General features: G+C 52.6%; 18 protein-coding genes. 14 read left to right on the top strand and 4 right to left on the bottom strand.

Features of this window, described 5'->3' with window-relative positions; genetic code table 11:
• Nucleotides 1-51 precede the first annotated feature (51 nt).
• The 11 genes from eno to MKX64_RS09200 all read left to right on the top strand — a co-directional run bounded on the left by eno (nt 52) and on the right by MKX64_RS09200 (nt 17,376).
• Nucleotides 52-1,341 carry a phosphopyruvate hydratase gene (gene eno / locus MKX64_RS09250; protein WP_095267858.1) on the top strand — a complete coding sequence of 430 codons (1,290 nt, stop codon included), beginning with the start codon at nt 52-54 and terminating at the stop codon, nt 1,339-1,341.
• Between the two features lie 1,133 nt (nt 1,342-2,474).
• A complete protein-coding gene (locus MKX64_RS09245) occupies nt 2,475-3,479 on the top strand; it encodes an alpha/beta fold hydrolase (protein WP_341035703.1) in 1,005 nt (334 codons plus the stop codon).
• Nucleotides 3,480-3,845: 366 nt separating this feature from the next.
• Nucleotides 3,846-8,978 carry an S-layer homology domain-containing protein gene (locus MKX64_RS09240; protein WP_341035702.1) on the top strand — a complete coding sequence of 1,711 codons (5,133 nt, stop codon included), beginning with the start codon at nt 3,846-3,848 and terminating at the stop codon, nt 8,976-8,978.
• A gap of 313 nt (nt 8,979-9,291) precedes the next feature.
• Entirely contained in the window at nt 9,292-9,819 is a 528-nt protein-coding gene (locus MKX64_RS09235; protein WP_341035701.1) for a TlpA family protein disulfide reductase, read from the top strand.
• A 172-nt stretch (nt 9,820-9,991) separates the two neighbouring features.
• Nucleotides 9,992-10,333, top strand: coding sequence for a Na-translocating system protein MpsC family protein (locus MKX64_RS09230; protein ID WP_095267724.1), 342 nt, complete (start codon nt 9,992-9,994; stop codon nt 10,331-10,333).
• A 334-nt stretch (nt 10,334-10,667) separates the two neighbouring features.
• A complete protein-coding gene (locus MKX64_RS09225; protein WP_095267760.1) occupies nt 10,668-11,750 on the top strand; it encodes an ABC transporter substrate-binding protein in 1,083 nt (360 codons plus the stop codon).
• A 27-nt stretch (nt 11,751-11,777) separates the two neighbouring features.
• The gene (locus MKX64_RS09220) at nt 11,778-12,707 is read left to right on the top strand and encodes a nucleoside hydrolase (RefSeq protein WP_155618337.1); all 930 of its coding nucleotides are present in this window, start codon (nt 11,778-11,780) and stop codon (nt 12,705-12,707) included.
• 126 nt (nt 12,708-12,833) lie between these two features.
• Entirely contained in the window at nt 12,834-13,655 is an 822-nt protein-coding gene (locus MKX64_RS09215) for an ABC transporter permease (protein ID WP_095267726.1), read from the top strand.
• A 4-nt stretch (nt 13,656-13,659) separates the two neighbouring features.
• Nucleotides 13,660-14,451, top strand: coding sequence for an ABC transporter permease (locus tag MKX64_RS09210; protein WP_155618338.1), 792 nt, complete (start codon nt 13,660-13,662; stop codon nt 14,449-14,451).
• A 17-nt stretch (nt 14,452-14,468) separates the two neighbouring features.
• Nucleotides 14,469-15,527 carry an ABC transporter ATP-binding protein gene (locus MKX64_RS09205; RefSeq protein WP_155618377.1) on the top strand — a complete coding sequence of 353 codons (1,059 nt, stop codon included), beginning with the start codon at nt 14,469-14,471 and terminating at the stop codon, nt 15,525-15,527.
• A gap of 43 nt (nt 15,528-15,570) precedes the next feature.
• A complete protein-coding gene (locus MKX64_RS09200; RefSeq protein WP_341036280.1) occupies nt 15,571-17,376 on the top strand; it encodes an adenine deaminase C-terminal domain-containing protein in 1,806 nt (601 codons plus the stop codon).
• 60 nt (nt 17,377-17,436) lie between these two features.
• Here MKX64_RS09200 and MKX64_RS09195 read toward each other — a convergent pair whose 3' ends face one another.
• The gene (locus MKX64_RS09195) at nt 17,437-18,141 is read right to left on the bottom strand and encodes a hypothetical protein (protein ID WP_341035700.1); all 705 of its coding nucleotides are present in this window, start codon (nt 18,139-18,141) and stop codon (nt 17,437-17,439) included.
• Nucleotides 18,098-18,565, bottom strand: a complete 468-nt coding sequence (locus MKX64_RS09190; protein WP_341035699.1) for a helix-turn-helix domain-containing protein — start codon at nt 18,563-18,565, stop codon at nt 18,098-18,100. Before MKX64_RS09190 ends, MKX64_RS09195 begins: the two co-directional genes overlap by 44 nt.
• Before the next feature lie 225 nt (nt 18,566-18,790).
• Here MKX64_RS09190 and MKX64_RS09185 point away from each other — a divergent pair, with 225 nt between their 5' ends.
• Together MKX64_RS09185 and MKX64_RS09180 are read left to right on the top strand one after the other, a co-directional pair.
• Nucleotides 18,791-19,402, top strand: coding sequence for an RNA polymerase sigma factor (locus MKX64_RS09185; RefSeq protein WP_341035698.1), 612 nt, complete (start codon nt 18,791-18,793; stop codon nt 19,400-19,402).
• Nucleotides 19,363-20,334 carry a hypothetical protein gene (locus MKX64_RS09180; protein ID WP_341035697.1) on the top strand — a complete coding sequence of 324 codons (972 nt, stop codon included), beginning with the start codon at nt 19,363-19,365 and terminating at the stop codon, nt 20,332-20,334. The genes MKX64_RS09185 and MKX64_RS09180 overlap by 40 nt, the downstream gene beginning before the upstream one ends.
• Before the next feature lie 94 nt (nt 20,335-20,428).
• Here MKX64_RS09180 and MKX64_RS09175 read toward each other — a convergent pair whose 3' ends face one another.
• Complete coding sequence (locus tag MKX64_RS09175) at nt 20,429-21,364, bottom strand: ArsR/SmtB family transcription factor (protein ID WP_155618341.1); 936 nt, start codon at nt 21,362-21,364, stop codon at nt 20,429-20,431.
• Between the two features lie 147 nt (nt 21,365-21,511).
• On the opposite strand from MKX64_RS09175, the gene MKX64_RS09170 reads away from it, so the two are divergent.
• A complete protein-coding gene (locus MKX64_RS09170) occupies nt 21,512-24,292 on the top strand; it encodes a glycoside hydrolase family 2 protein (protein ID WP_341035696.1) in 2,781 nt (926 codons plus the stop codon).
• A 219-nt stretch (nt 24,293-24,511) separates the two neighbouring features.
• On the opposite strand, the gene MKX64_RS09165 is transcribed toward MKX64_RS09170, so the two are convergent.
• Nucleotides 24,512-25,684 (bottom strand): MFS transporter, encoded by a 1,173-nt coding sequence (locus MKX64_RS09165; RefSeq protein ID WP_341036279.1) that lies wholly within the window; start codon nt 25,682-25,684, stop codon nt 24,512-24,514.
• Nucleotides 25,685-25,827 lie beyond the last annotated feature (143 nt).

Here is a 25,827-nt window from a genome sequence, read left to right as displayed (position 1 = left end):
TGGCAGCAATGCCAGTTTCAAATACCATATTAACAAAAGGAGACTATACCCATGACCATTATTTCTGACGTATATGCACGCGAAGTCCTTGACTCCCGCGGTAACCCGACTGTAGAGGTTGAAGTATACCTGGAATCCGGCGCAATTGGCCGTGCCATCGTTCCTTCCGGTGCTTCGACTGGTGTTCACGAAGCAGTTGAGCTTCGCGACGGCGACAAATCCCGTTACCTCGGAAAAGGTGTTCTGCAAGCAGTAAAGAATGTTAACGAAGTTATCGCTCCTGAAGTGATCGGAATGGACGCGCTTGATCAAGTAAGCATCGACAAGCTGATGATCGCTCTGGACGGAACGCCGAACAAAGGCAAACTGGGTGCAAATGCGATTCTGGCTGTATCGATGGCTGTCGCTCGTGCAGCTGCCGAGGCGCTTGCTATGCCGCTGTACACTTACCTTGGCGGATTCAACGCAAAACAGCTTCCAGTACCAATGATGAACATCGTGAACGGCGGCGCTCATGCTGACAACAACGTTGACGTGCAAGAGTTCATGGTACTGCCTGTAGGTGCTTCCAGCTTCAAAGAAGCGCTTCGTATGGGTGCTGAAATCTTCCACAACCTGAAATCGGTTCTGAAAGGCAAAGGACTGAACACTGCTGTTGGTGACGAAGGCGGCTTCGCTCCGAACTTCACTTCCAACGAAGACGCGCTGTCCTCGATCATTGAAGCGATTGAAAAAGCTGGCTACACGCCAGGCAAGGACGTATTGCTGGGTATGGACGTGGCTTCCACGGAATTCTTCAAGGATGGCAAATATGTGCTTGAAGGCGAAGGCAAATCCTTCACACCTGCTGAGTTCGTAGACCTGCTTGCTTCTTGGGTAGAGAAATATCCAATCATCACCATCGAAGACGGCTGCTCCGAGGACGACTGGGAAGGTTGGAAATTGCTCACTGAGAAATTGGGTGACAAAATTCAGCTCGTGGGTGACGACCTGTTCGTTACGAACACTGAGCGTCTGGAAAGAGGCATCAAGGAAGGGATCGGTAACTCCATCCTGATCAAAGTTAACCAAATCGGTACGCTGACTGAAACATTCGACGCGATCGAAATGGCAAAACGCGCTGGTTACACCGCTGTGATCTCCCACCGTTCCGGTGAGTCCGAAGACAGCACGATCGCTGACATCGCGGTTGCTACAAACGCTGGCCAGATCAAAACGGGTGCACCTTCCCGTACGGACCGCGTTGCGAAATACAACCAGTTGCTTCGCATCGAAGACAACCTGGGCGAACTCGCTCAGTACGACGGCTTGAAGTCGTTCTACAACCTGAAGCAACAATAATAAGGGCTATAAAAGCCTGGCTCCTGCTGTTGCGGGGGCCGGGCTTTTTTTGCGCTTATTGGGGGAGCGGGGGCGAGGCAAGGCTGCACATTGGATCGTGCTTGTGGGAAGGTGCGCGAATCGCCTCCGGTCGCTGTTAAAATCGGGAAACATGGAACGAATGTGAGAAGAGGGAGTTTCCCGATTATAAAGGCGAACGCGCTGCTCCTCCGGCGCTTCGCGCCCCTCTACAGGGAAGCGATGTGCAGCCGTATGCGGGCATCCCGTGGAAGCGCAAAGCATCAAGCCCGGCATGTGGCGCAAAGGCAGGAGGCCGGGCTTTTTGCGGGAGGGCAAGGAAGTGAATGCATGCGGTCAGTTGACCGCGTCATGCAGGAAGGCATCGTGCATCTCTCGCTTGGTGCGAAAAGAGGCTGCACAATAGATCGTGCTTGTGGGAAGGTGCGCGAATCGCCTCCGGTCGCTGTTAAAATCGGGAAACATGGAACGAATGTGAGAAGAGGGAGTTTCCCGATTATAAAGGCGAACGCGCTGCTCCTCCGGCGCTTCGCGCCCCTCTACAGGGAAGCGATGTGCAGCCGTATGCGGGCATCCCGTGGAAGCGCAAAAGCATCAAGCCCGGCATGTGGCGCAAAGGCAGGAGCCGGGCTTTTTGCGGGAGGGCAAGGAAGTGAATGCATGCGGTCAGTTGACCGCGTCATGCAGGAAGGCATCGTGCATCTCTCGCTTGGTGCGAAAAGAGGCTGCACATTGGATCGTGCTTGTGGGAAGGTGCGCGAATCGCCTCCGGTCGCTGTTAAAATCGGGAAACGTGGAACGAATGTGAGAAGAGGGAGTTTCCCGATTATAAAGGCGAACGCGCTGCTCCTCCGGCGCTTCGCGCCCCCTCTACAGGGAAGCGATGTGCAGCCGTATGCAGGCATCCCGTGGAAGCGCAAAGCATCAAGCCCGGCATGTGGCGCAAAGGCAGGAGGCCGGGCGAATAATCCGCCTCCGGACCGGGTTAGATCAACGCCCGGAGACGGAGGTTATCTTTTTCGAATTTTGCTACCCTTACTTCAATCGCGCGTAGGATGCTTAAGCACTCATTGTCTGTCTTCCTACAGCGCAGGTCGAATAAGGGAGGAACCGCAATGTCGTTTCATATTGTTCATGGGTACACGCCGCCGATCCGGTCGAAGGACGGAAGCCATCCGCCGAAGAGCATCGCCTCTATGGAGATATTCAATCTCAGAGGCTTCCCGCAATGGGTGGTCCTGCGGGGGCATGACACCGACAATCCGCTGCTGCTGTTTTTTCACGGCGGGCCAGGAGCTTCGCAGACTGGAGCGCAGCGCAGATATTTGGCGGGGCTCGAAGAGAAGTATACGGTGGTGAATTGGGATTACCGTGGAGCGGGGAAAAACTATCAGCCCGGAATCCCGCCTGAAACAATGACGATCGGCCATCTGCTTAAGGATGCCCGCGAGCTGGCGGTCCAGCTTCTACAGAAATTCGGGCAGCGTCGACTGTTTGTCATGGGTCATTCATTCGGCGCCTTGTTCGGGCTGCGTTTTGTCAATGCTTACCCGGAGCTGGTGCGCGCTTATGTGGGCATCAATCAGCCGACAGACCGCGCGGCAGAGGAAGGACGATCGTATGAATGGGTATATCAGGAGGCAGAGAAGCGAGGACTGAAAAAGGCAGTTGCAGTGCTGGAGCGTATGGGGGCCCCGAGGAACGGTCTATATAAAACGATGAGTGATTTTGTCCAGCAGCGAAAGCTGTTGACAAAGCTGGGGGGCGTCGCATTTGTGCAAAGTCCGACTCAGATCAATGTAATCAGCAATCTGTTTACCCCCGAATTGTCATGGCCGGAGCGGTTTCGTTTCATGAAAGGGTTCTCGTTTAGCAACGAGCATCTCTGGGATGAATTTGTGGGACATAATCTGTTTGAGCAGATTCGGGAAGTTCGGGTTCCGGTGTATTTTGTGGCTGGGGCGCATGATCGAATATGTCATGACCTCATTATGGAATACGTTAAACAGCTTAAAGCGCCAAGCATCCATGTGGACATATTCGAGAAATCCGGGCATCTTGCCTGCTTCGAAGAGCCGGACAGATTCATGAGGCTGATGACAGAAGAAGTGCTGGTATAGTCGAAGAGCGGATGAATGAGGCGCAATTAAGAGGATAAGGGAAGTAGATTTTACAGGTTGACCATGCGGCGTTTGTTCATTGATCTATGACGCGACCGATTGGTGCTGATCAAAAATCCTGTGTTCCTTTAATCAAGAAGAAAAGGAGCCGGGATTTTTTTGATTTCATTTTGGCATTGTAGAGTTTTTGTAGAGATGCAGCTGGTATCATTACTAAGTTAGGAAGAAAGTAACAAAGAGTAGGTACTTAGTAACAAGGGAGAACGATCACAATCTATAGGTCGCATCCATTGTCCTGATGAATGCAGCTAGCGAGACATATACAAAAGAGTGCCACTAATCAAGGGAAAAAAGGAGAGGAGAATTATGTTGATTACCAGATCATCTTTACGGAGGGGCCGACGGTATTTGTCGATGCTCTTGACGATTGCCATCGTCTTGAGTTCATTTGCCCCCGCCGCTGTCGCCAGCAGCTCAGGTGCGGGAGGGGCTGTTGAAGGCGTTACTTACTTCGTCGACCATGATAACTGGGGAGGGCCGGGTTCAACCGGAATAGACGGAGACCTGGATATCGGGATCAAGAATCAGAACAATTCCCCGGCAGACAACTATGATAAGTTTCCAATCGAGTTTAAATTCGATGTGGACAAGCCGGTACCGGGTGATGCCGAGGCTTACCTGCTTATTCGCGCTTATGATGTGGATGAGGAAGACGGGAACTATAACGATAGCACCAACGGCGAATGGGACCGCGTATATTTCTCGTCCAATCCCGAGCATATCCGCATGAACCAGCGCTACACGCAGTGGAAATATCCCATTCCCGGTGCGAACATTCCGAATAATGGTTATATGAATGAGATGCACCAAGACGCTTATGTCGGAGCTCTTTCGGGCAGCGACACCAAGTGGAATACGACGGTACTCCCGATCGAGGCCGGCAAAATCGTGCAGGGAGAGAACTACGTAGGGATTACGATTCATCACTACTATCAAGATCCGAGCAATCCCAACTCCAATTGGCAGATGACGGTGGACTGGGGGCAGCTTGTTATTAACGGAGGCTCCCGCAGCAAAGGGGAGATTACTTATGCAAGCCTTGAACCCGGCAGCGTCAATAATGAACTCATTGTTAATACGGAGTTTATGCCGAAGGTGAACGGAGACTTCTCCATTGAGGTCAGCTTAATTGAGAAGGCTACAATCGGCGGGGATGTCGTGGATCAGAACCTGGCCATCGGGCAGAAGCGGATCAGAGGCGGCCAGGCGAACACACTCAACAAAAATGAAATCGTCCTGAAGGACGTGAGGCTCGATCCGAATAAAGAATACACGCTTAACGTGATCTTGTATGAGGATGGGGGAGCGCTCACAGAAAGCCCGAAGGATGTCAACAATACGCCAATCAGTATCGACATCGATCCGATGGAGGTACAGCATATCTATACGATGTCTACATTTGATCCGAAGGTCGAAGACATCGAGCTGAACAACAGACCTCAGTATGAGCCGACATGGTTTAGCCTGAACGATTTCGAGGACAAGTTGTTCAAGATCAATGGGCGGCAGGATAACACACTTGAAAAAGTTAAAATCGTGACGCTGCCCGATCCGTCCACCGGTCGCCTCGTCTTCGGACAAGATGATGTCGCCGCAGGGGACGAGCTGAATGCTGCGGAGCTAGGGAACCTGAGATTTATCCCGACTGCGAGCGGCGGGTTCAATCAACCGGTCACCTTCGAGTGGAATGGTTACGATCAGGACAAGAAGAAGTACGCACAATTCAATGCCGAAGTCGTCATTTCGCCGAACCTGGCGCCAGTACTGGACAATGTCAACATCCCAGTGAACAAGGGAACAACTGCTGTTCCGGTGGGAGATGGCATAAACCGGGCGGTACAAGATGACCAGGCACCGTTGCAACCTGACCATGTGGCAGTACTTTCACTGCCATCTACCGGGACTTTGATGCTCGGACAGACAGCGGTCACGCAGGGAATGGAGATCCCTTGGGCGCAGCTGCCGGCATTGACGTATGTGCCGGAGAGTGCGAACCAGACGGGCACGGTGACGTTTTCCTGGAACGCATCAGACGGACTTCAGTATGCGAAAGATCCGGCAACCGTCACGATTACCATTAACCATCCTCCTGTCGCTCTGGATGTCGTGAAGACAGGACTTGAAGGCAGGCCGGTCGTTATCCCAGCAGTAGAGTTTAAAATGACCGATGCGGATGGAGACGACCTGAAACTCATTGACATCGTCAACGTGGATCCATCCATAGGGAAGCTTCAGTATACTACGGTAACCGATGGCACTTACCGGGACATTGCGGGACCGATTGATTACGCTACCCTGGCCTCCGTTATCTTTACGCCTGCAGCGGATCTGCCACTATACCCTCCGGTTGTGACCCAATGGAGGGCACAGGACGGGAAGCAGTTCTCGGAGCAGCCAGGCAGCATTACGATTACGTATGACGGAAGACCGATTGCTCACCCGCAAATCATCGAAGCTGAGGAAGGTTCCGGTGTTATTCCGGTGATCCTGACGGGAGAGGATGCGGAGAGTGCCGTTCTGACGTATGACATTATCAGCCAACCGGCTAAAGGAACGCTGGAGCCCTCCGCAAATGGAAGCCAGCATTGGATATATCGTCCGGATCCAAGCTTCGTTGGCGGGAAAGATTCATTCCGGTTCACCGTAACGGATGATGTATATCATCAGAGCAGCGAACCGGCTGAAGTGACGATTGTTATTAACCGTACCCTCGATGGGTGGGTAGGCGATCAGCAGCAGGGAGATAACGAGGTCGTTACTGCCATCCCAGGCAAACCTCTCGCGCTTAACGCTGTCAGCTCCCTGCATGCGCAGAAGGTAAACGCCATCGTGAACGGGGTTGTGGTTCCGCTGACCGAGGTCAATCCGGCAGGAGCCGAGGCGGCGGGGTACCGGACTTGGAGCAACAGCCACTGTATCATGGCGCTGGGCATAGCTCCAGGAAATTGCGTTCTTCCGATGGATACGGCAGCCGGCCTGCACCTGGTTACATTCGAGGCGTTTAACGGAGCCGGGCAATCACTCCCTGCGGAGATGAAGCTGCAGGATAACCAGTTCAAGGTGGTGGGTACGAACCTGACACTGCTGGCGAAGCCTGAGTCCATTCCAGGGGACGGTAAATCAACGACGGAATTAACTGCTGTCGTGAAGGACGGAGACGGAAAGCCGGTGGAAGGGGTCGCGGTGACTTTTGAAGCGCCCGCAGGTCAGGGCGAGTTCGTGGGTCCACATACGGCGGTAACGGACCAAGACGGCAAAGCGGTGGTTGTGTTTAGATCACCAAAGATTAGCGGCGTGAACAATGAGACGATTGAAGTCACCGCAACCGTGGATGAGCCTGCACGAGGATTGTACGGGAAGGACAACATTCAGATTACGTTCCAGCCGGCTGTCGTTCGAGGCATGATTACAGAAGGCGAATCTCATCGTCCTGTCGCCCATACTCCGATCCGGATTACACTTGATCTAAATGGCGATGGCATCATCGAGGCGGGCGTCGACTTCATTGCAACCGTGGTAACGGACGAGCACGGGGCCTACTCGTTGCCTGTTCCGAAGGGAGATGCCACGTACAACGTGGAATTTACCCGGGAAGTTATGATCGGCGGCGTTCCGACGCCAGTAACCTATGCGCAGAAGGCGAGAGTCGATAAAATCGCTGGCAACAGTGAAGTGTTTGATTCGGAAAAGACGGTCACAGGCATGGTGTTGTTCCAGAAGAGCAACGGCCTCACCAGTTTGCTGAACAACAGCATGATTGATAACATGAAGGTTTATCTGAAGGATGAGAATGGCGTCTATATTACGGATGCGTCCGGCTCCAAGAAGCCGTTCGAGTTAGGTAAACAGGGTGTCTTTACCGCAGACGGATTGGAAGCCGGGCAGAAGTATGTGCTTGAAGTATGGTATGAGATGGAGATTTATGACGAGCATGGACCGACCGGCAAGTACAAGGAAATTGCGATCAACGGGAAGCGTGATCCACAGAATCCGGATGTGATCCGCTATCCAGAGATTGCATTGAAAGCCAACGGGGAAGTGAATCTCGTACAAGATCTTGTAGATCCGTACGGAACCATATCAGACGGCCATACCCAATTGCCGATCGAGGGCGCTGATGTAACCTTGTATTATGCCAACACGGCAAGAAACAAGGCGAACGGCGTGACACCGGACACGAAGGTATACTTGCCGCCGCTGCCTGGTTTTGAACCTAACAACAATGAAAGTCCGAGCCAGAAGAGTGACTCGAAGGGCTTCTATGCTTACATGGTCTACCCTGAAACTGATTATTATCTGGTTGTTCGCAAGGACGGCTATAACAGCTACACAAGCCAGACGATTTCCGTAGAGTGGGATATCGTCAAACATGATGTGAAGTTATATCGGCCAGCGAGCGGGGACGTATCAAGTCCGGCTCAGCCGGGGAGCAGCCCTCAACAGCCTGCCGTATCCCTGGATCTGGCGGTAGACAGCAATCTTGTTCAGGAAGGGTCGGAGTCCAAACTGCGTGTTTGGTACAAGAACGAAGCTGCTTCTCCTCTGCAAGGGGGTGTAATTACCATCACGCTGCCGGACGGCACGGAAGTGATTGATGCCCAGGGCGGTCAGGTGGAAGGCAACACGATATCCTGGAGCATCGGACGTCTGGCAGGCCAGCAGTCCGGGGAGTTTATCGTGACATTGAAATGGCCGCAGCTGGATAGCAAGGAAGCGGTGTTTGATATCAAAGGCAGCTTCACAGCGAACGGACAGGGGGCTTCGGAAGCGCGCGGTTCGTTGAAGATCCAAGTCTTCTCTACGCGCTATGAATCGCTAAGTCACCAGCGGTACATTCTCGGCTACCCGGACGGGGAGTTCAAACCGAACCGGTCCCTGACGCGTGCTGAATTGGCAGCGATTGTTGCCCGTCTGACGGAGAATAGCGTGCTGGATACCCCGATAGCTTATTCCGATGTTCCATCGGATTACTGGGCTGCCAACTATATTCGAATTGCAACCAAGCATGGCTATTTCAACGGATTTGCTGACGGCACCTTCCGTCCGGATGTTCAGGTGACGAGAGGCGAGCTGGCGATGGTCATGACGCGATTCCTTGATCTTGAGGTCAGCCAGTCAGGAGAGATGCACTTTAACGATATCGATGGACACTGGGCATCCGATGCGATCGAAGCTTTATATCGCAATAAGTTCCTGAGCGGCTATCCGGACGGATCCTTTAAGCCGCGGAATTCCATCATACGTTCTGAAGCGGTGACCTTGATTAACCGGATGCTGTATCGTGGTCCGCTGCAAGGCCTTGAACCATTGTTCCCGGATATGCCGAAGTCGCATTGGGCATTCGGGGATGTCCAGGAGGCCACCATCTCCCATGAGTCGGTGCGTCAAGCGGATGGAAGCGAGCAATGGATCCGAAACATCGCGGATGATGTGAAGTAACCGAAGCGAGGCGGAGACGCAAGAAGACAGACGCTTTGCTTTGAAAGCCATCCAGGCATGTCCGGGCTATGCACGGCTTGCATAGAGGACAAGATGTGACTGAAACCAAACCCATAGGAAGGACATTCTTAATAAGTGGCCTTCTTATGGGTTTTTTTGCGTACATCATGCAGGCATGTAATCTCTGTTACTGGAATCAATTGTACTAGGTGGTAAACTTTTGATTAGGCAATATCATTTTCACCTAAAGGTACGATGGCTTATTGCCGATAGGAATTACAGGTTCTGATATTTAAAGGGTGGAGGAGCTTTTATGAGGGGAAAATGGAGTCTAATTGGAACAGGCATCATTTTGCTGGCTTTTATCGCGGCTGTTCTTATGGTAGTGACGGATTATAAGGCTCCGGCGAAATCTCGGGAATCGGTTGCTGCACAGCTGACGCTTAATCGCCTTCAGGATCTGGAGCCGGTGACCGTTGATTTTGCGGAGAAGCCGACGGTGCTGTTGTTTTTTACATCATGGTGCCCATATTGCCAGGAAGATGCACCCAAGATGGTCACGCTACACGAGAAATACAAGGACCAACTTAATCTGTATGGCATTAATCTTGCTCACCGTGATGAAGAAAGTGAAGTGAAGCAATATGTTCAATCGTTTCAAATCGAATATCCTATCTTGCTCGATGAAGACGGTGAGGTATACGCTCAATATGCCGGAAACGGATTTCCATCGCTGTATTTTTTCGATTCGGAGGGGAACGTTATACAGGAGCTTGTAGGGGCAACTGATATCGATACCATAGAGCAGCTTTTTGTCTCTTTCCTGGAAGGATATCATTGATTCGGATGGCTAATGCCGGACATTCCCTGGTTGCTTAAACCTTCATTGTTCGGGTTTTATAGGTTTTTTGAAGCTAAAATTGTTCTTAAAGCTTGCCCAATGCCGAATATTTATGTATAATCAAACGTGTCAACGCTTCGAATGTACGGTAGTAAATGATGAAGGTGGTATCATGGAACTGCTGGACAGCAATGAGAGCAAGAAGAAGATGTGCCAGTATTACAATGAAATCTCGAAGGAACTGTTCGGCTTCGGTACCACTCTCCTGAGAGTGAGCATCGATCAGAATATTGTGACCTTCTATGCGAAACACCGGCGCTCGCCGCGCTCCGACGCCCTGGAAGGGGAGGCCCCCGGCTTAAAGCTGGAAGTGGACTTCCGCATGTCTGTCTTGTATAAGAAGAAATTCCGGGAGAAGCTGGAGGAGCACATGGGGCTATCCATTGAAGCTATATTGCGGGATTATGATGCGTCTACACAGTGGGCGATCACGAATGTCATTTTGAAGTCTTGACGGTCTCAAGGCCCGGAAGGTTCACAGGATGACAATCCCTGACAATTTCATATGATGGCGTTTGACTTCGGATTGATTCTGAGGCAAAAACCGATGATACGATTGACTGGCGGGTATCGCTTTCCTTTGTTTACGAAGAAAAGTGTTCTTGTTTTCTACAAGAATGCTTTTCTTTTTGTTTTTTTATAATAAGAAATCATCTCAGAGGGGCAAAAGGAGGGACGGGGCAGGATCATCTTAGCCATGCGATCATTCCACCGATCAGAGGATGGACGAGAAGAAACAAGCCAAACCTTAAACTAACATTATATTTCAGGAGGTCTATAGAACAATGATGAAAAAATGGTTGAGCGGGGTAACTGCAGTCGTTATGACATCGGTATTGCTGGCAGGTTGTGGTGGTGCAGGCAACACAAGTGATAATGAAACGGCAGGAGATACGGGCGGCAGCGCTGCGGCGCCAACGAAGCTGGTTGTTTCTACTTGGGGATTCTCTGAGGATTTTTTCAACGAAGAAGTGTTCGGTCCATTTGAGAAAGAGCATAATGTCGATATCGTGGTTGAGGTCGGCAACAACGCGGAACGTCTGAACAAGGTTCGTCAAGGCACATCCGAGGTTGATGTGATTTATCTGTCGGATTATTATGCACAGCAGGCCATTGATGAAGGATTGTTCGAATTCATTGACCGCGCGAACATTCCAAACGTTAACGATATCTATGAAATTGCCCAAGCTCCGCTCGGTGAGAATTATGGGCCCGCGTACACGGTAGGCCAGCTCGGGATTGCTTACAATCCAAACCTGGTGTCCATAGAAGTCTCGTCCTGGAGCGATCTGTGGGATCCGGCATTTGCGAACAACCTGACTATGCCTAACATTACGGCGACAGCAGGTCCGATGGTTGTGGATGCGGCATCGTATGCTGCAGGCAAAGACAGCTTTGATGAGGAGGCGGCTTTTGCCAAGCTTCAAGAGCTTAGCGGCAACATCGTCAAGTTCTACAGCCAGACCTCTGAATTCGTGAACATGTTCGCTCAGGAGGAGATTGCCGGAGGCCCGATCATGGAGATGTACTTTAAGGATCTGCAGGTGGCTGTCCCTGATGCCAAATTCGTTACGCCAAGCGAAGGCGGTTATGCGGTTATGAATACGATCAATGTCGTGAAGGGCACCAAGAACAAAGAGCTGGCTGAGAAGTTCATTAACTGGCAGCTGAGCCAGGAAGTACAGACTGCATCGGCTAAAGCCAAGGTAGACTCTCCGGTCAATACCAAGGTGGAGCTGACAGCGGAAGAGGCGGAGGGCATTACGTATGGTGCGGAGCTCGTGGAATCGCTGAACAAGCTGGACATGGAGTTTGTAAACCGCAAGGCCAAAGAGTGGACGGATCGCTGGAACCGTGAGATTGCCCGCTAATGGCCTGCTAACAGGAGTTGATTGAATATGAATAGCCGGATCATCCTTGATGTAGATACCGGAATTGATGATGCACTGGCGATTATACTGGCCGTCAAAAGCCGCAAGCTGGACATGCTCGGGATTACAACCGTCTGCGGAAATGTATCGTTGCAGCAGGCGACAGAGAATACCTGCAAGGTGCTGGAGCTGATAGATGCGGCTGACGTGCCGGTGATTGCCGGCGCGGCCAGCCCGCTGATTCGCAAGTCCCATTATGAGCACCGCGTTCATGGCCAGGACGGGCTCGGCGGGGCACTGCCCGAGCCGCCTGTGTCCATGCAGGCGCAGGAAGGATTCGCTCCGGACTTCATCATCGAGCAGGTGATGAAATACCCGGGTGAAGTCACCCTGATCATGACCGCCCCGCTGACGAACCTGGCACTGGCGCTGATGAAGTGTCCGGAGCTGCCTCGTTATCTGAAAGAGGTCATCTTCATGGGCGGTGTCGTACGCGGGCATGGCAATGTGACCCCGACGGCGGAATATAACACCTTCGCCGATCCGGAGGCGGCCAGGATGGTGCTGCATGCCGGGATCGATCAGCTTACACAGGTCGGGCTGGATGTCACCAGGCAGACGCTGCTGAACGATGCGGCCATCGCGAAGCTGACGGATTCGACACTTCGCAGTTATGTGGCGAAGAGCACGGAGATTTACATCAACCGCTATGAGCAGATGAATGGCGTGCGGGCTTGTGCCCTGCATGATCCTCTGGCTGTGGGCGTGGCGCTGAATCCGGAGCTGGTGGGCCGCAGGAAGTATTATGTGGACGTCGAGACCGCAAGCCGGCTGTGTGATGGACAAATGGTGTGCGACATACAGAATCGGCTGGGGCAGGAGCCCAACCTGCTGGTCTGTGAGACGGTGGATGCCGATCGGTTTCTGGAGATGTTCATCGGGGTTCTGAATTCCTGATCCCCGCCCCCTTCGGGGCGGCGCGATCGACAGCAAGATGTGTTGCATGCAGCAGAACAACAGGATATTGATGTAATGATGTTTGGTATGTTATAACACCCATTCCTAATGTACAGGAGTATCACGATGAAAAAATCAGCAGTGTACTGGCTACTGCTGCCCGGATTTGTGTTCCTGGCGGCGTTCATGGTCATTCCGATCGTCCTGACCATCGGGTCGACTTTTGTTCAGGAGAATGCGTTCACCCTTGACGGGTATCTGCATTTCTTCAAGGACCCCTACTTTCTGAAAATATTGCTGACAACACTGCAGGTCAGTGTCGTCACCACCCTGGTGTGTGTGGTGCTCGGATTTCCGACGGCTTACTATATTTCGCGCAAGGCGCCGCGGCGGAAAGGGATACTGCTCGCGCTCGCGATTTTTCCGCTGTTAACGAGCCCGGTTGTGCGCTCATTCAGCTGGATGATCATCCTGGGGCGCAAAGGGCTGATTAACAATGCCCTGGTTGGGCTTGGCCTGATTGATCAGCCGCTGGATATATTGTACACCCCGGCAGCGATGATGATTGGTTTGACACATCTGTTCCTGCCGCTGATGATTATTTCTCTTGTCGGGGTGCTGGAGAATATTGATCAGGATCTGCTTAAGGCAGCCCAGAGCCTGGGCGCCTCGCGCTTTACAGCCTTTCGCCGGGTGGTATTCCCGCTGGCGGTACCGGGACTTGTGATCGGGGCTGTGCTCGTCTTCGTAGGCAGCCTGACCGCGTATACAACGCCGGCGCTGCTTGGAGGCAAGCAGCGGGTGATCGCCACGTTCCTGTACCAGAATGCCATGACGCTCAATGACTGGTACCTGGCTTCGGTCATCGCAGCGATTATGATTGCCATTACGTTTATTGTGGTCGGCGTCATGAACAGAATGGCCAAAACTTTGAATCCGAAGGGGTAGACATATGCGGGAGAAACATTTCGGTCTAGGCCTGTTCAGCCTGCTGGTCTTTATCTTTCTGTTAGGGCCGCTGCTGATCATATCCGTCACTTCATTTGAGCCCGGGACGGTGCTCAAGTTTCCGCCGGAGGGCTTTTCGCTTCGCTGGTATGAGAATATTTTTAAGACAGGCGGATTTATCCGCACGTTTCAAATATCGATCGTCGTTTCGCTGCTTGGGAACCTGCTGGCGTTGATCCTCGGCATCCCGGCTGCGTATGCGCTGAGCCGTTATGATTTCAAGGGCAAATCGCTTCTGAACGCCATCTTCCTGTCCCCGGTGCTCATTCCCGGGATCGTGCTTGGTTTTACCCTGATGAAATATTTGATCGTCGTGTACCAATTGCCGATGTATCTCGGGCTGCTGATCGGCCATACGATTATCATGCTGCCGTTCATCATCCGGGTCATTGCTTCCAGCTTGTCGAGCTTCGACTTTGCGGTTGAGGAAGCGGCGCTCAGTCTGGGGGCGGGACGCGTGAGAACGTTCTTCCAGGTGGTGCTGCCTAATATCCGTTCGGGGATTCTGGCAGCGGTGCTGATCGCTTTTCTGGAGTCGTTCAACAACGTGGACATCTCGGTCTTCATGACCGGGCCGGGCGTAAGCACGCTGCCGATTCAGATGCTGACGTATGTCGAGAACTATTTTGACCCGACCATTGCGGCCATATCTGTGCTGCTGATGGTGCTGACCGGGCTGCTCATGTTCTTCATTGAACGGATTATGGGCGGACTGACCTATTTCACTAAACGATAATTGGAGGCGCACAAGTGATGGCATTGCTGACATTGGACCAGGTATCGGTCGCGTATGACAACCAGACGATTCTCAAGGATTTCAGTCTGGAGCTGGAAAAAGGCAAGCTGCTCTCCCTGCTCGGACCGAGCGGCTGCGGCAAAACAACAACCCTGCGCCTCATCGCAGGTTTCCTGGAAGCGAGGCAGGGCAAGTTCCTGTTCGGCGGCAAGGATTATACCCGGGTTCCGGTGAATAAGCGGAATTTCGGTTTTGTGTTTCAGAGCTATGCGCTTTTCCCGCATTTGTCCGTCTATGACAACGTCGCTTTCGGTTTGCGGATGCGGAAGGTGAAGGACCGCGATGTTTCCGAGCGGGTGATGCGCATGCTGGAGGTTGTGAACCTGAACGGCTTCGAGAAGCGGTTTCCGCAAGAGCTGTCGGGTGGTCAGCGTCAGCGGGTGGCGATCGCCCGGGCGCTGGTGATTGAACCGGATCTGCTGCTGTTCGATGAGCCGCTCAGCAACCTGGATGCCAACCTTCGGGTCAACATGCGGGTGGAAATTCGCCGCATCCAGCAGGAGCTTGGCATTACGACCCTGTACGTATCCCATGATCAAGAGGAATGCTTCTCCATCTCGGATCAGGTGGCCATTATGAACAAGGGTATTGTGGAGCAGCTGGATCGTCCGGAGACGATCTTCAAATATCCTGCGACTGAGTTTGTGGCACGATTTATCGGATTTCACAACTTTATTGAATTTGACGAGCGGTCCGATGCAGGAGATGCGATCTCGCTCAAGGTGGGTGGCCGGCTGTTCACGGCAACCGCGAATCCTGGAACGGTGCGTCCAGGCGCTCGCAAAGGCGCCATTCGTCCCGACGACCTCATCGTCAGCGGAGATACTGGCCAGGAGGCCGCGAATGCGCTGCCTGGGATGATCAAGGTCAGCACGTACCTGGGCCGCAGCTATCAGTATGTGGTTGAGACCGAGCTGGGTGATTTCACCGCCAATCAGGAGATGGAGACGCCATACTTCAGCGGGCAACGGGTGAACCTGATTTTCCCGCAGGACAAGCTCGTGCTCGTGGAATAGAGCAGGCAGCAGGAAGCAGCAGATGAAGAAGGAGATTATGCCGATGCGTGCAGATCAACTGATTGTGAATGTGAACGTGTATAACAGTTCCTATAAAAGATTCGAGCCGAATAACGTAGCGGTTCTGAATGGCAAGTTCATGTATATCGGGCCCGGCGGCCCGGAGCTGCTGGAGGCGGATGAGGTGATCGACGGCCAGGGGAAGTATATGATCCCCGGGCTGATCGACATCCATCTGCACATCGAGAGCTCGATGGTGACGCCGGCTACATTTTCTCATGGGCTGCTTCAGTGCGGGGTCACTACGATTGTTGCTGAGCCGCATGAGATGGCCAATGTGTTCGGACTGGAAGGGGTGCAGGAGATGATGGCCGCCAGCCGCGAGACGGTGGTGGACATGTTCTATTCCATTCCTAGCTCCGTTCCGGCCACGCCGATGGAGACAACTGGCGGCTCCATCGAGATTGAGGATATGGATGTGCTGCTTGCGACGGGGGAGATCATCTGCCTCGGGGAGATCATGAACTACGTGGATGTTATCCGGGACCCTGATTGCAAGACAAATCAGATTTTGCGACATATCCGCCAGAACTATCCGGACCTTGTCATTGAAGGACATACTCCGAAATTGCTAGGACTGGACCTGCATCGGCTGATTTATGCCGGAGTTGATTCCGACCATACCCATCAGAGTATTGAGGGATTGGAGGCGAGAATTGCAGCGGGTATGTTCATTGAGATTCAGGAGAAATCGATGACGCTGGAAGTGATGAAATATTTAATGGAGCATGAGGTATCTCAGCATTTCTGCTTTGTTACGGATGATGTGATGCCGGATACCTTCGTTGCGCGCGGGCATCTGGATCATATCGTTCGTAAGGCAATAAGCATGGGCATGCGCCCTGAGGATGCGATTTATGCGGCGACATCCACCCCGGCCTTGCGCATGAAAATGACCGACCGCGGCAGCATTGCTCCGGGCAAGGTGGCAGACTATATGCTGCTGTCGGATATTAGCGCACTGGCGATTGAGCGGGTGTACAAAAATGGACGGAAGGTGTACGACGCATCAGAGCCTTATGAGCAGCAGCGCAGCAGCGGACAGTTCCCGCCGCATTTTTACCGGAGTGTGAAGCTGTCTTCACTGGGTGCGGATGATTTTGTGATCCGTGTCGCCGACGCCGGCGGCAATGACAGGGTTAACGGAACGAGAGCTGGGGATCAGGTGCATAGCAGAACGGAAGCTGTCCGGGAGAGTGGTTCGGCTGCCGTTCCGGAAGAGGATGTATTCCGCTGCCGGGTGATGATGGTGAAGGACGGATCTACCTTTGTTGAAGAGCATATTGCCCAGGTGAAGGCGGTTGACGGAGAACTGCAGTGGGAAGGCAGCGAGTATGGCCTGATCGCGACCTTTGAGCGCTACGGTATGAACGGCAACCGTGCTTACGGTCTCATTGGAGGCGACACCATTAAGCGCGGGGCCATTGCCACAACCTATTCACATGACAACCATAACCTGCTGGTTGTTGGACGGAATCGGGCTGACATGGTGCTGGCTGCGAACCAGGTAATTGAGAGCCAGGGCGGCTTCTGTGTGGTTGAGGACGGGCAGGTGCTGTCCATGCTGAAGCTGCCGGTGGGCGGCATTCTGACGGAAGAGCCGCTGACTGAGGTGTCCCGGCAGGTGAAGGAGCTTCGCTCGGCGATGCTGTCACTCGGGTATGTGCATTACAACCCGATTATGTCGCTCAGCACGCACTCGCTTGCCGTCAGCCCGGCCTTGAAGATCACGGATCATGGCCTGATTGATGTGAATGCCGGTAAAGTGGTGCCGTTGATAGTGGATTGATCTTTTCTTGTGTGATTTTATAGACGAAAGACCCTTTGGTCGTGCCTTGTTTAGGCGCGGTCAAGGGGTCTTGTTCGTATTTTGCAGTGTTTTTAAAAGGATAGTCTGAATGTCGGGACTTGGAAGGGGTAAATCAGCATGAAGCACAATCTCGCTCAAGCAATGGATGATGCTGCGGGCGCTGTTCATTTCGGAGGAAAGTGCTATGCTCCTAAGAAAAAAATCATAGCCCTCGGGGTGATTGTTCCGCAAATAATATTTCCCCAGATCAACCAGGAACTCTGCATATTGTTCAGCCATGATCGGTTTATTGTATTCTCCGAATGCGGTGTAATAAGTCTTATAGGGAATATAATCCTGAAAACGGACTAATATCGAATCGATGTTGTAGTTGTGCTTGTTGGCTACTCTAACAATATCGCAGAGCCCATTAAAAATTTCGCCAGGCCGCTTGGCCAGGAATTCGATATAATCGTTCAACACTTCCAGTTCTCCCGACAGCAGCCTAAACAGATACTGGTTGGCAATCGAGAACTCGTTAAATTGCTTAATAACAATCCTGGATTCTTCCGAATCCTCCTGAATCCAACTGTCCGCATTGCAATATAATGTGGCATAATATGTTGCTTTTTTATACTCTCCGAAATGCTCGTAAACGCCAGATTGCAACAGTCGAGCATAAAGCATATAAAAATATATAGGGCGAGCGGGTTGTTTTTGATCAGTGTGTTTGAGCCAGCCGCTCCGAGTGCTGATATTTCTCAATAATACTTACACCGCGGTAGAGTAGCTTTGCTGCTTCTTTCATATCCTTGGCAAAGAGTTCCTCTGCCACATCAAAAATCATAGAACCATAGCTGATATCTTCCAGCAGATTATGTAAAATGATTTCAATACAGTCGAGCCGTCCAATTTCCGCGGAGCGGATCAGAAAAGGGCGCAGTCTCCGCCAGTTCGGTGCGGATAAGGTAAAGCACTCTTCAGCAAAGCGGGAGTAGAAATAGTCCTCTTTTAATTCCATAGCATTGGTGATGGCATCCAGTTGACTTACGGAAAGAGGTTGATTTTGGTTCGCGATTCGGCTTAATGATCCAGAATTGATGTTAGCTTTAGCAGCGAACTGAGTCAGCGTTAAATTATTGTTTTGTATGTATTTTAATATCTCTGCTCGTATTGTGTTCAGTACCATATAGAACACCATCCTTGGAATCCATTATCTGGACCAATAAATCACGTATATCAAAATAATATATACTAACCTTACAATGGTCAATACTTCCTTCTGAAACTAAATTTGGTATACGAAATCGGGCATTAACCTCTCTCTTCATCATAAAAATAGCGGCCGCATCAGGATGGTTGGCAGGCAGATTTTTCACTCGTTAATTGTTATACAGATAGATACCTAAAGGAGGTGGGTCTCACGTTACAGGAAAATCAACAAGACGCCAGGCAGATCGAGAGCGTCGTTGCGAGTGTCCAGCGGGGTGAAACCGAGCGGTTTGCTATCATCATCGATGCCTATCAGCAGCAGATATTCCGTTATTGCTGCAGAATGCTGGGCAATGTGCAGGATGCGGAGGACGCTGTTCAGGATATTATGGTGAAAGCCTACCAATCGATCTCGAGGTACAGGCCGGAAGTCAGCTTCTCTGCTTGGCTGTACCGTATCGCCTCCAATCACTGCCTGAATCTATTGCGGAGGCGCAAGCTGCATAGGCAGATCATGAACATTTTCAGACCGTCGCTTCTGGCCGCAAGTCCCGAGCAGGAGATGGAGAAACGCCTGTACAGCTATCCCTTGGAGAAGGCGCTGGCGGAGTTGACACCGGAGGAACGAAACATCCTCGTATTGCGTGTGCTGGAGCAGCGGTCTTTTGCCGAGATGAGTGAGATTTTGCATATTAGCGCGAATGCGCTGACGAAACGGATGACAACAATTAAACGCAAGGTGCAGGCGGCAATGGCTGCAGAGGAGGAGATGACATGCCAAGAACCGAATTCGGTCATGAGCACGAAAATATGATACGAAAGCTTGCCCGTGAAGAGCATTTGCCAAACATCGATGTGACGGAGAGGGTCATGCAGCGAATTCATCACAGATCGTCTTCCAGGCCATGGCGGAGGCTGCTCAGCCCTATGGGCGCCGTAATAGGGATGTGTGTCCTGCTGCTGGTATCAGCAACGGCTTACGCTACCGCCGAGTTTATTCAGATTCGGAACGCAGCCGGAGAAGTCAAGGTTCAGTACGTCTCCCCGGAGTCCAGGCCGGAGGCCGCGTCAGGGGACGACAGGTTTAAGAAGCAGGTGCTGGCCGAGGCGCAGCCCGGAGAGCTTATCGCTTATTACGTCAAGGACAAACGTGTGGGCGGAGCCAAGGCTGCCGGAGAGCAGGCTTCGTTGAAGTTCGCCTATAAGGAACGGAAGCTGGAGGATTATGGAGCGTTTGTCCGGGAGATGAACAGAGTGGACGTCCCTGTGATGCCGGAGAAGATCGGAGAATACCTGTTTGACTACGGCACGGTACGCCCCTATTACACGGTCAATTCGATTGACGGGGATGTCTCGTTATACAACCGCACGGTCGCTGAATTGACAGCCAGGGCGCAGTCGGAGGAAGGCCGCCTGTTCATGGCGTCGATCCCGTGGACGCGAGCGTCGTCGGTAAGCGGGATATACTCCCTGGAAGGGGCGCATATCGGCATCCATGCCATGATGCTGTACGGCGCGGATGTCAAAGTTCAGCAAGAGGCGGAGAATGAGGCCGAAGTATTGGTACTGGGCTCCCGCACCATCATTTACAATGATGTTCAGAAGGAGCATGTTCAATACCGTTATCTGAACTGGTACAACGAAGAACAGGATGCCTACTACTCCCTGACCATGGATGGCGGGAAAACATTAACCAAGGAACAGCTGCTCAAGCTGGCCGAGGAACTGATGAACAACGGTTTATAGTCTCATGCTGCACAACGAACCCCCGGTGCCATCCGTATAGCGGATGGCACCGGGGGTTGTTTGGTTGTTGCGGCTGTGAAGGAGGTGCCCCCAGCTAGGCTTCCTCATGATTGCGTACAAAGGACAGCACGATGTCCTGGGGATGATCCCCGAAGCCGGAGCCGAACAGGTTCATGCCATTGGGATGAGCAGCATCCCGGCTCACCTCGAAGCGTACGCGGATCGGACGGTTGAACGACAGCTCCAGGTCCCCGATGGTCGTAGGACTCGCATCCTGTCCGTTGACCTGGCTTCCGCTGCCGGTGATGCGCCATTCGGTCAACAGGCCGTACTCGCTTCCGCTCCTCCATCGCTCGGGGGTGAGCTTGCCTTTGCGGTCTCCGAAATCGGCGGGGCTCGTCCACGTTCCGACAGGGAGATCGTTAATGATCAGCGAAATATCGGAGGGCCAATTCGAATTGAAGGAAGGGGCCTCCGAGCACAGCTCCGCGCGCAGGCGAAGCTCGTCGAGTGCAGCGCCGGGCGGCATCGGATTGGCAAAATAATATTCGACATAGCCCGCGCCCGAGAACCACAGAAGTGCGGCCTCGGTTCTCTCTGGCATGTAGAACGCGCGCGGATCGTCAGGCGAGCCGATCAACGATCCGTCCCTCGCGGCCATGCCGCAGGTAGGCTCAATCGAGCAGTGTGAGAACATGCCGATCGGCATATGAATTTCCTCGATTCGCTGCAGTCCCTCACCCGGCCTGGTCGGCAGCTCTAGGAAGATCGAGCGGCAGGTGACGGCGCAAATCTTCTCCCGATTCGCCCCTTGACTGGACACAACGAGATCGGCCTGCTCCAGCATCTGAACATTGATGGAAACGGTCGGCTGCGCAACGCCAAGCACCTCGGCAAGTTGACCGACACTCATCGGTTTTTCCCCCAGCGCTTCGAGAATCCGAACCCGGACATCGCTAGACAATGCTTTGGCTACTTCTACAATCCGCGAGGCGGGATAACGGTAGGTTTCCTGTTTCCATTCACTCATCGTCTCGTTCCTTTACTGAAGAGATTGTATGGTTCCAAGTGTACACTGAAATTTATATATTGTAAATTTATAATATACATTGCGGTTTTTATATATAGATGCTAGAATAGGGGCAAATTGAAACCAAAGAAAGGTTGTGTTGTTATTATGGCGATCCCTGCAGCACCTGCCATTTCTACAGAAATCCCGCGTCCGGAGTATCCTCGACCGGATTTTGAACGAACCGATTGGTTGAACCTGAACGGCAAATGGTCATTCCAGCTTGAAGATTCGGCAGCAGATGCAACGCAGCAAGGAAGCGGCTCTGACGAAGCATATGCGCAGCGGGCTGGCGGTGCGGCGGCTCTGTTCGACTCCGAGATCCAGGTGCCGTTTTCCTGGGCAAGCCCGTTGTCCGGTATCGGAAGCGACACGAAGGGCGTCGGCTGGTATCGGCGGGCCGTGCAATGGAAGCCTTCTGAAGAGGGGGCGAATGTTGTTCTGAAGTTTGGCGCCGTGGACTACCGCTGTGATGTGTGGGTGAACGGCCAACATGTTGGCGCTCACCAGGGTGGCTACAGCCCGTTCGAGTTCGATGTGACCGCTGTGTGGCAAGCAGAGCAGGAGAATGTCATTGTTGTGCGTGCGGAGGATAATGATCATGACTACCAGACCCGGGGCAAGCAGGGGTACGGGGAGATCAGGGGCATTTGGCAGCCGGTATGGCTGGAGTCCAGACCGCATACGCATATTCGTCAATTCAAGTTTGAGACGGCTATTGACGGAACGGTTCAGCTCACCACGGTCATTCATGCGCATGAAGCGGGGAAGGCAGAGCTTGAGCTGTCTTTCAGAGAAGGGGCAGTGAGCCATAAGGATGAGTGGGAGCTGGAGCAGGGATTGAACGAGCACACGACCCGGTTTCAGGTGAGCGATCCGCAGCTATGGAGCCCGGAGAACCCGCATCTGTATGAAGGCGCGCTCCGTCTGTCCGGATCGTTCGGGGAAGATGTGGTTCATACGTATTTTGGCATACGCGAGATCGGCACAGCCGCATTCGAAGGGCGGGACTATCGCTGGATTACGCTGAATGGCAAGCCGGTCTACCTGAACGGCACGCTGGATCAGTCCTATCATGCGACAGGCTACTTTACGTATCCGACCGATGAGGAAATGCGCGATGAGATCTATTTGATGAAGCGGCTCGGGCTGAATTTTGTCCGTATTCACATTAAGCCGGAGGAGCCGCGCAAGCTGTACTGGGCGGATAAGCTGGGCATTCTGGTGATGGAGGATATGCCTTGCTTCTGGGGCAATCCGGATGAGCAGGCGCGTTCCGCTTATGAGAGCGAGGCGCTTGAGGTGATCCAGCGCGACTGGAACCATCCTTCCATTTTCTCTTGGGTGATGTTTAACGAAACGTGGGGTCTGCGCACGGATGGCGAGGCTGCCGGAGTCACAGGAGATGCATCGCAGCAGAGATTCTATCTGCCGGAGACCCAGGAATGGGTGCGAGCCAAGTACAAATGGGCCAAGGAGCTTGATCCGACCCGTATTGTAGAGGACAACTCCCCGTGCAACTATGATCATGTCGAGTCGGACATCAATACATGGCACTTCTATCTCAATGGATATGAGGTCGTTCGGGAGCATCTGGAGGAGGTTGTGCAGAAGACCTATCCGGGATCGAGCTTTAACTATATCGACGGCAATGTGCAAAGCGACGCGCCGCTGATGAACAGCGAATGCGGCAATGTGTGGGGCATTCAGGGCGGCGCTGGCGACAGCGACCTGGCTTGGCACTACCGGTACATGCTGAACGAGTTCCGTCGCCATGACAAGATGTGCGGCTTCGTATTTACGGAGTTCCGCGACGTGACAAATGAGTTTAACGGGTACTACCGTCTGGACGGTACGGACAAAAAATTCGGATATGAGGATTTTGTGCCCGGTATGACGATTGCAGATTTGCATACGGCTGATTTTGTTGTTATCGACGCTCCGCCTTGCCAAACGGTGGAACAGGGATCGACGGTGGCCGTCTCGCTGCTGGGATCAAGCTACTCGGATCAGTATCATGGTCAGCAGCTCCGCCTTGAGTGGGAACTGTCGCATGACGATCTGGGGACGCGGATTGTCTCCGATTCGGGTTCACTGGATGTGGCATGGAAGGGTTACGGCGTATCCCCTCTGGCGGATCTGAATCCGCGGATGCCGCAGCAGGATGCGGTAGCCGTTCTGGGCGTTCGGCTCCTGGATGCCGAAGGGCGTGTAGTGACGCGGAACTTTATTACATTTGATGTGCGTGGTGCACAGGACGGGGACACGGATGGAGAAGGAACAACGATCCGCATTCCGGTCGGCGACTTCCGCGAGCACTCCTTCGAATATATGTGGGATGCGCTCCAGGGCGCCAAGGTAAATGGCGGCGGCGAAGGGCGGTTCGTCTATGACGTCCAGCTTCCGGGTCAGGAAGAAATGCCGTTCATCCGCGATATTGAGGTGCTGTTCGAAGCCGGGGCGAAGCATCTGCTGGCGCGCAACATCGAAGGCGAGCGGCTGAATCCGGATGGTACGGACTATATGCACGGGGCATCGGCTAACGTGGAATACAATCCGAGCACCTATTACATGACGGATGAAGAGATGCACTCCTCCCGCGTATCGGTCTGGGTGGACGGTGAACAAGTAGGCCAGTTCGTGCTGATGGACGATCCGGCCGACAGCCGCGGCGTGCTCTCCTGGCATTACCAGCCGGTTCATAACCGGCTTGAGGAAGCCGGCTCTTACGGATACCTGTGCCGGGCACAGGTGCCGGGGAGACTGGCCGCGTCGCTGAACCACAAGCGCAGCTTCCAGCTGGAGCTGCGGGCAGAGGAAGGCGGCATCAGTCTGTACGGCCGCAATGCCGGCCGCTATCCGCTGGATCTGCAGGTGCGTTGCCGGTAACATCCAGGCGGCAGACCGATGTCTGGCTGGCAGTAAGGAGGTAAGCATCATAGAAGGCGACCAGGGACTTCCGGGTTGACCGAATCACGAAAGAGGCTGTCCCAAAGTCATCGTAGATGACTAGGGACGGCCTCTTTTATTAAGGAAGTAATAAATATTAAAATTGTAGCCTCCGCTATAAATCCATTTCTTCTGTTATTAAATATTCGATGTTAAGCATTAATTCGCTGACTCTATCGCCGGATACCGTGATGACATGCTGGACAATACAAACACGGCAATGATAGCGATGAGTACGCCGATTATACCGAACCAAGTAATGGATGCAAGAGAAATATGGTTAACGATCAGCCCGCCGATTCCTGCGCCGAAGGCCATGGCAAGCTGCATCATGGAACTGTTCAAGCTTAGCATGACGCCCGAGGATTCAGGAACGAGCGTAATCAGATTGAATTGCTGTGCCGGAGCCGATGACCAGGCGGCAAAAGACCAGAGGATCAAAATGGCGAATACGGCAGTGACCGACTGTCCGACGAAGGATAGCAAAATCAACGAAATGACGTGAAGTACCATCCCTGAAACGAGCGTGAAAAGAACGCCACGTTTATCCGCGCTGTAGCCGCCGACTTTCGACCCAATCAAGCTAGCGATGCCGAACACGAGCAGGGCTGCGCTAATCAATGATTCATCTAAATGAGTCACTTCTAGCAGAAAAGGGGAGATGTAGGTATAAGCGAGAGAATATCCCCCTAACCAGAAAAAAGTAATCGCCAATGCAACCAAAACCTGAGGTTCTTTTAACAAAGCTAATTGCTTGATCAGACGAACAGGCTTGTCGCCCTGAATACGTGGAAAGACCGAAGCAATAACAAACATGGCCATGACCCCGACAATTGCGATGGCCAGAAATACAGATTTCCAGCCAAAAGCCGAGGCTACCAATCTGCCGAGCGGGACTCCGATGATGAGCGATGCAGTTAAGCCCATGGTGACGTTGGCGATAGCGCTGGCCTGCTTGCCTGGCGAAGCGATTTTGGCGGCGATGCTGAGCGCGTTAACAGTAACCACCCCGGCACCTAACGCCGTAATGATTCTCGCCGCAATGAAGAAACCAAAGCCGGACAATATAAATGTCAGCAGATTTGCAGCAATAAAGAAGCCCAGGGAATAAAGGAGGAGCTTGCGCCGGTCCATTTTAGCCGTCAGCGCCATTAGAATAGGCGTGCCGACCGCATAGGCCAGAGAATAGACTGTAATGAGCTGGCCTGCTGCCGCAACGCTTGTTCCTAATGCCCCTGCGATCCTGTCCAAAATCCCGGAAATAACATAATTAGATGTTCCTACTAAAAAGGTGATCAAGACGAGAACGTAAATTTTCCATGTGCTTTTCATCATTCACACTCCTGATGTGTTTTAAAAATCTCGGGACTATCGTTACTAACCGACAGGCGGTCTCGAATAATATAAAAACGTTTGTGCTCCTTCGTAGCGACTGTTATGAAACGGACATGGTTCTCTCTCCTTTTGTAAAAAGC

The organism is Paenibacillus sp. FSL M8-0334, assembly GCF_038000405.1.
Lineage (GTDB): Bacteria > Bacillota > Bacilli > Paenibacillales > Paenibacillaceae > Paenibacillus_AQ > Paenibacillus_AQ campinasensis.
This window is presented reverse-complemented; position numbering and strand designations above follow the sequence as displayed.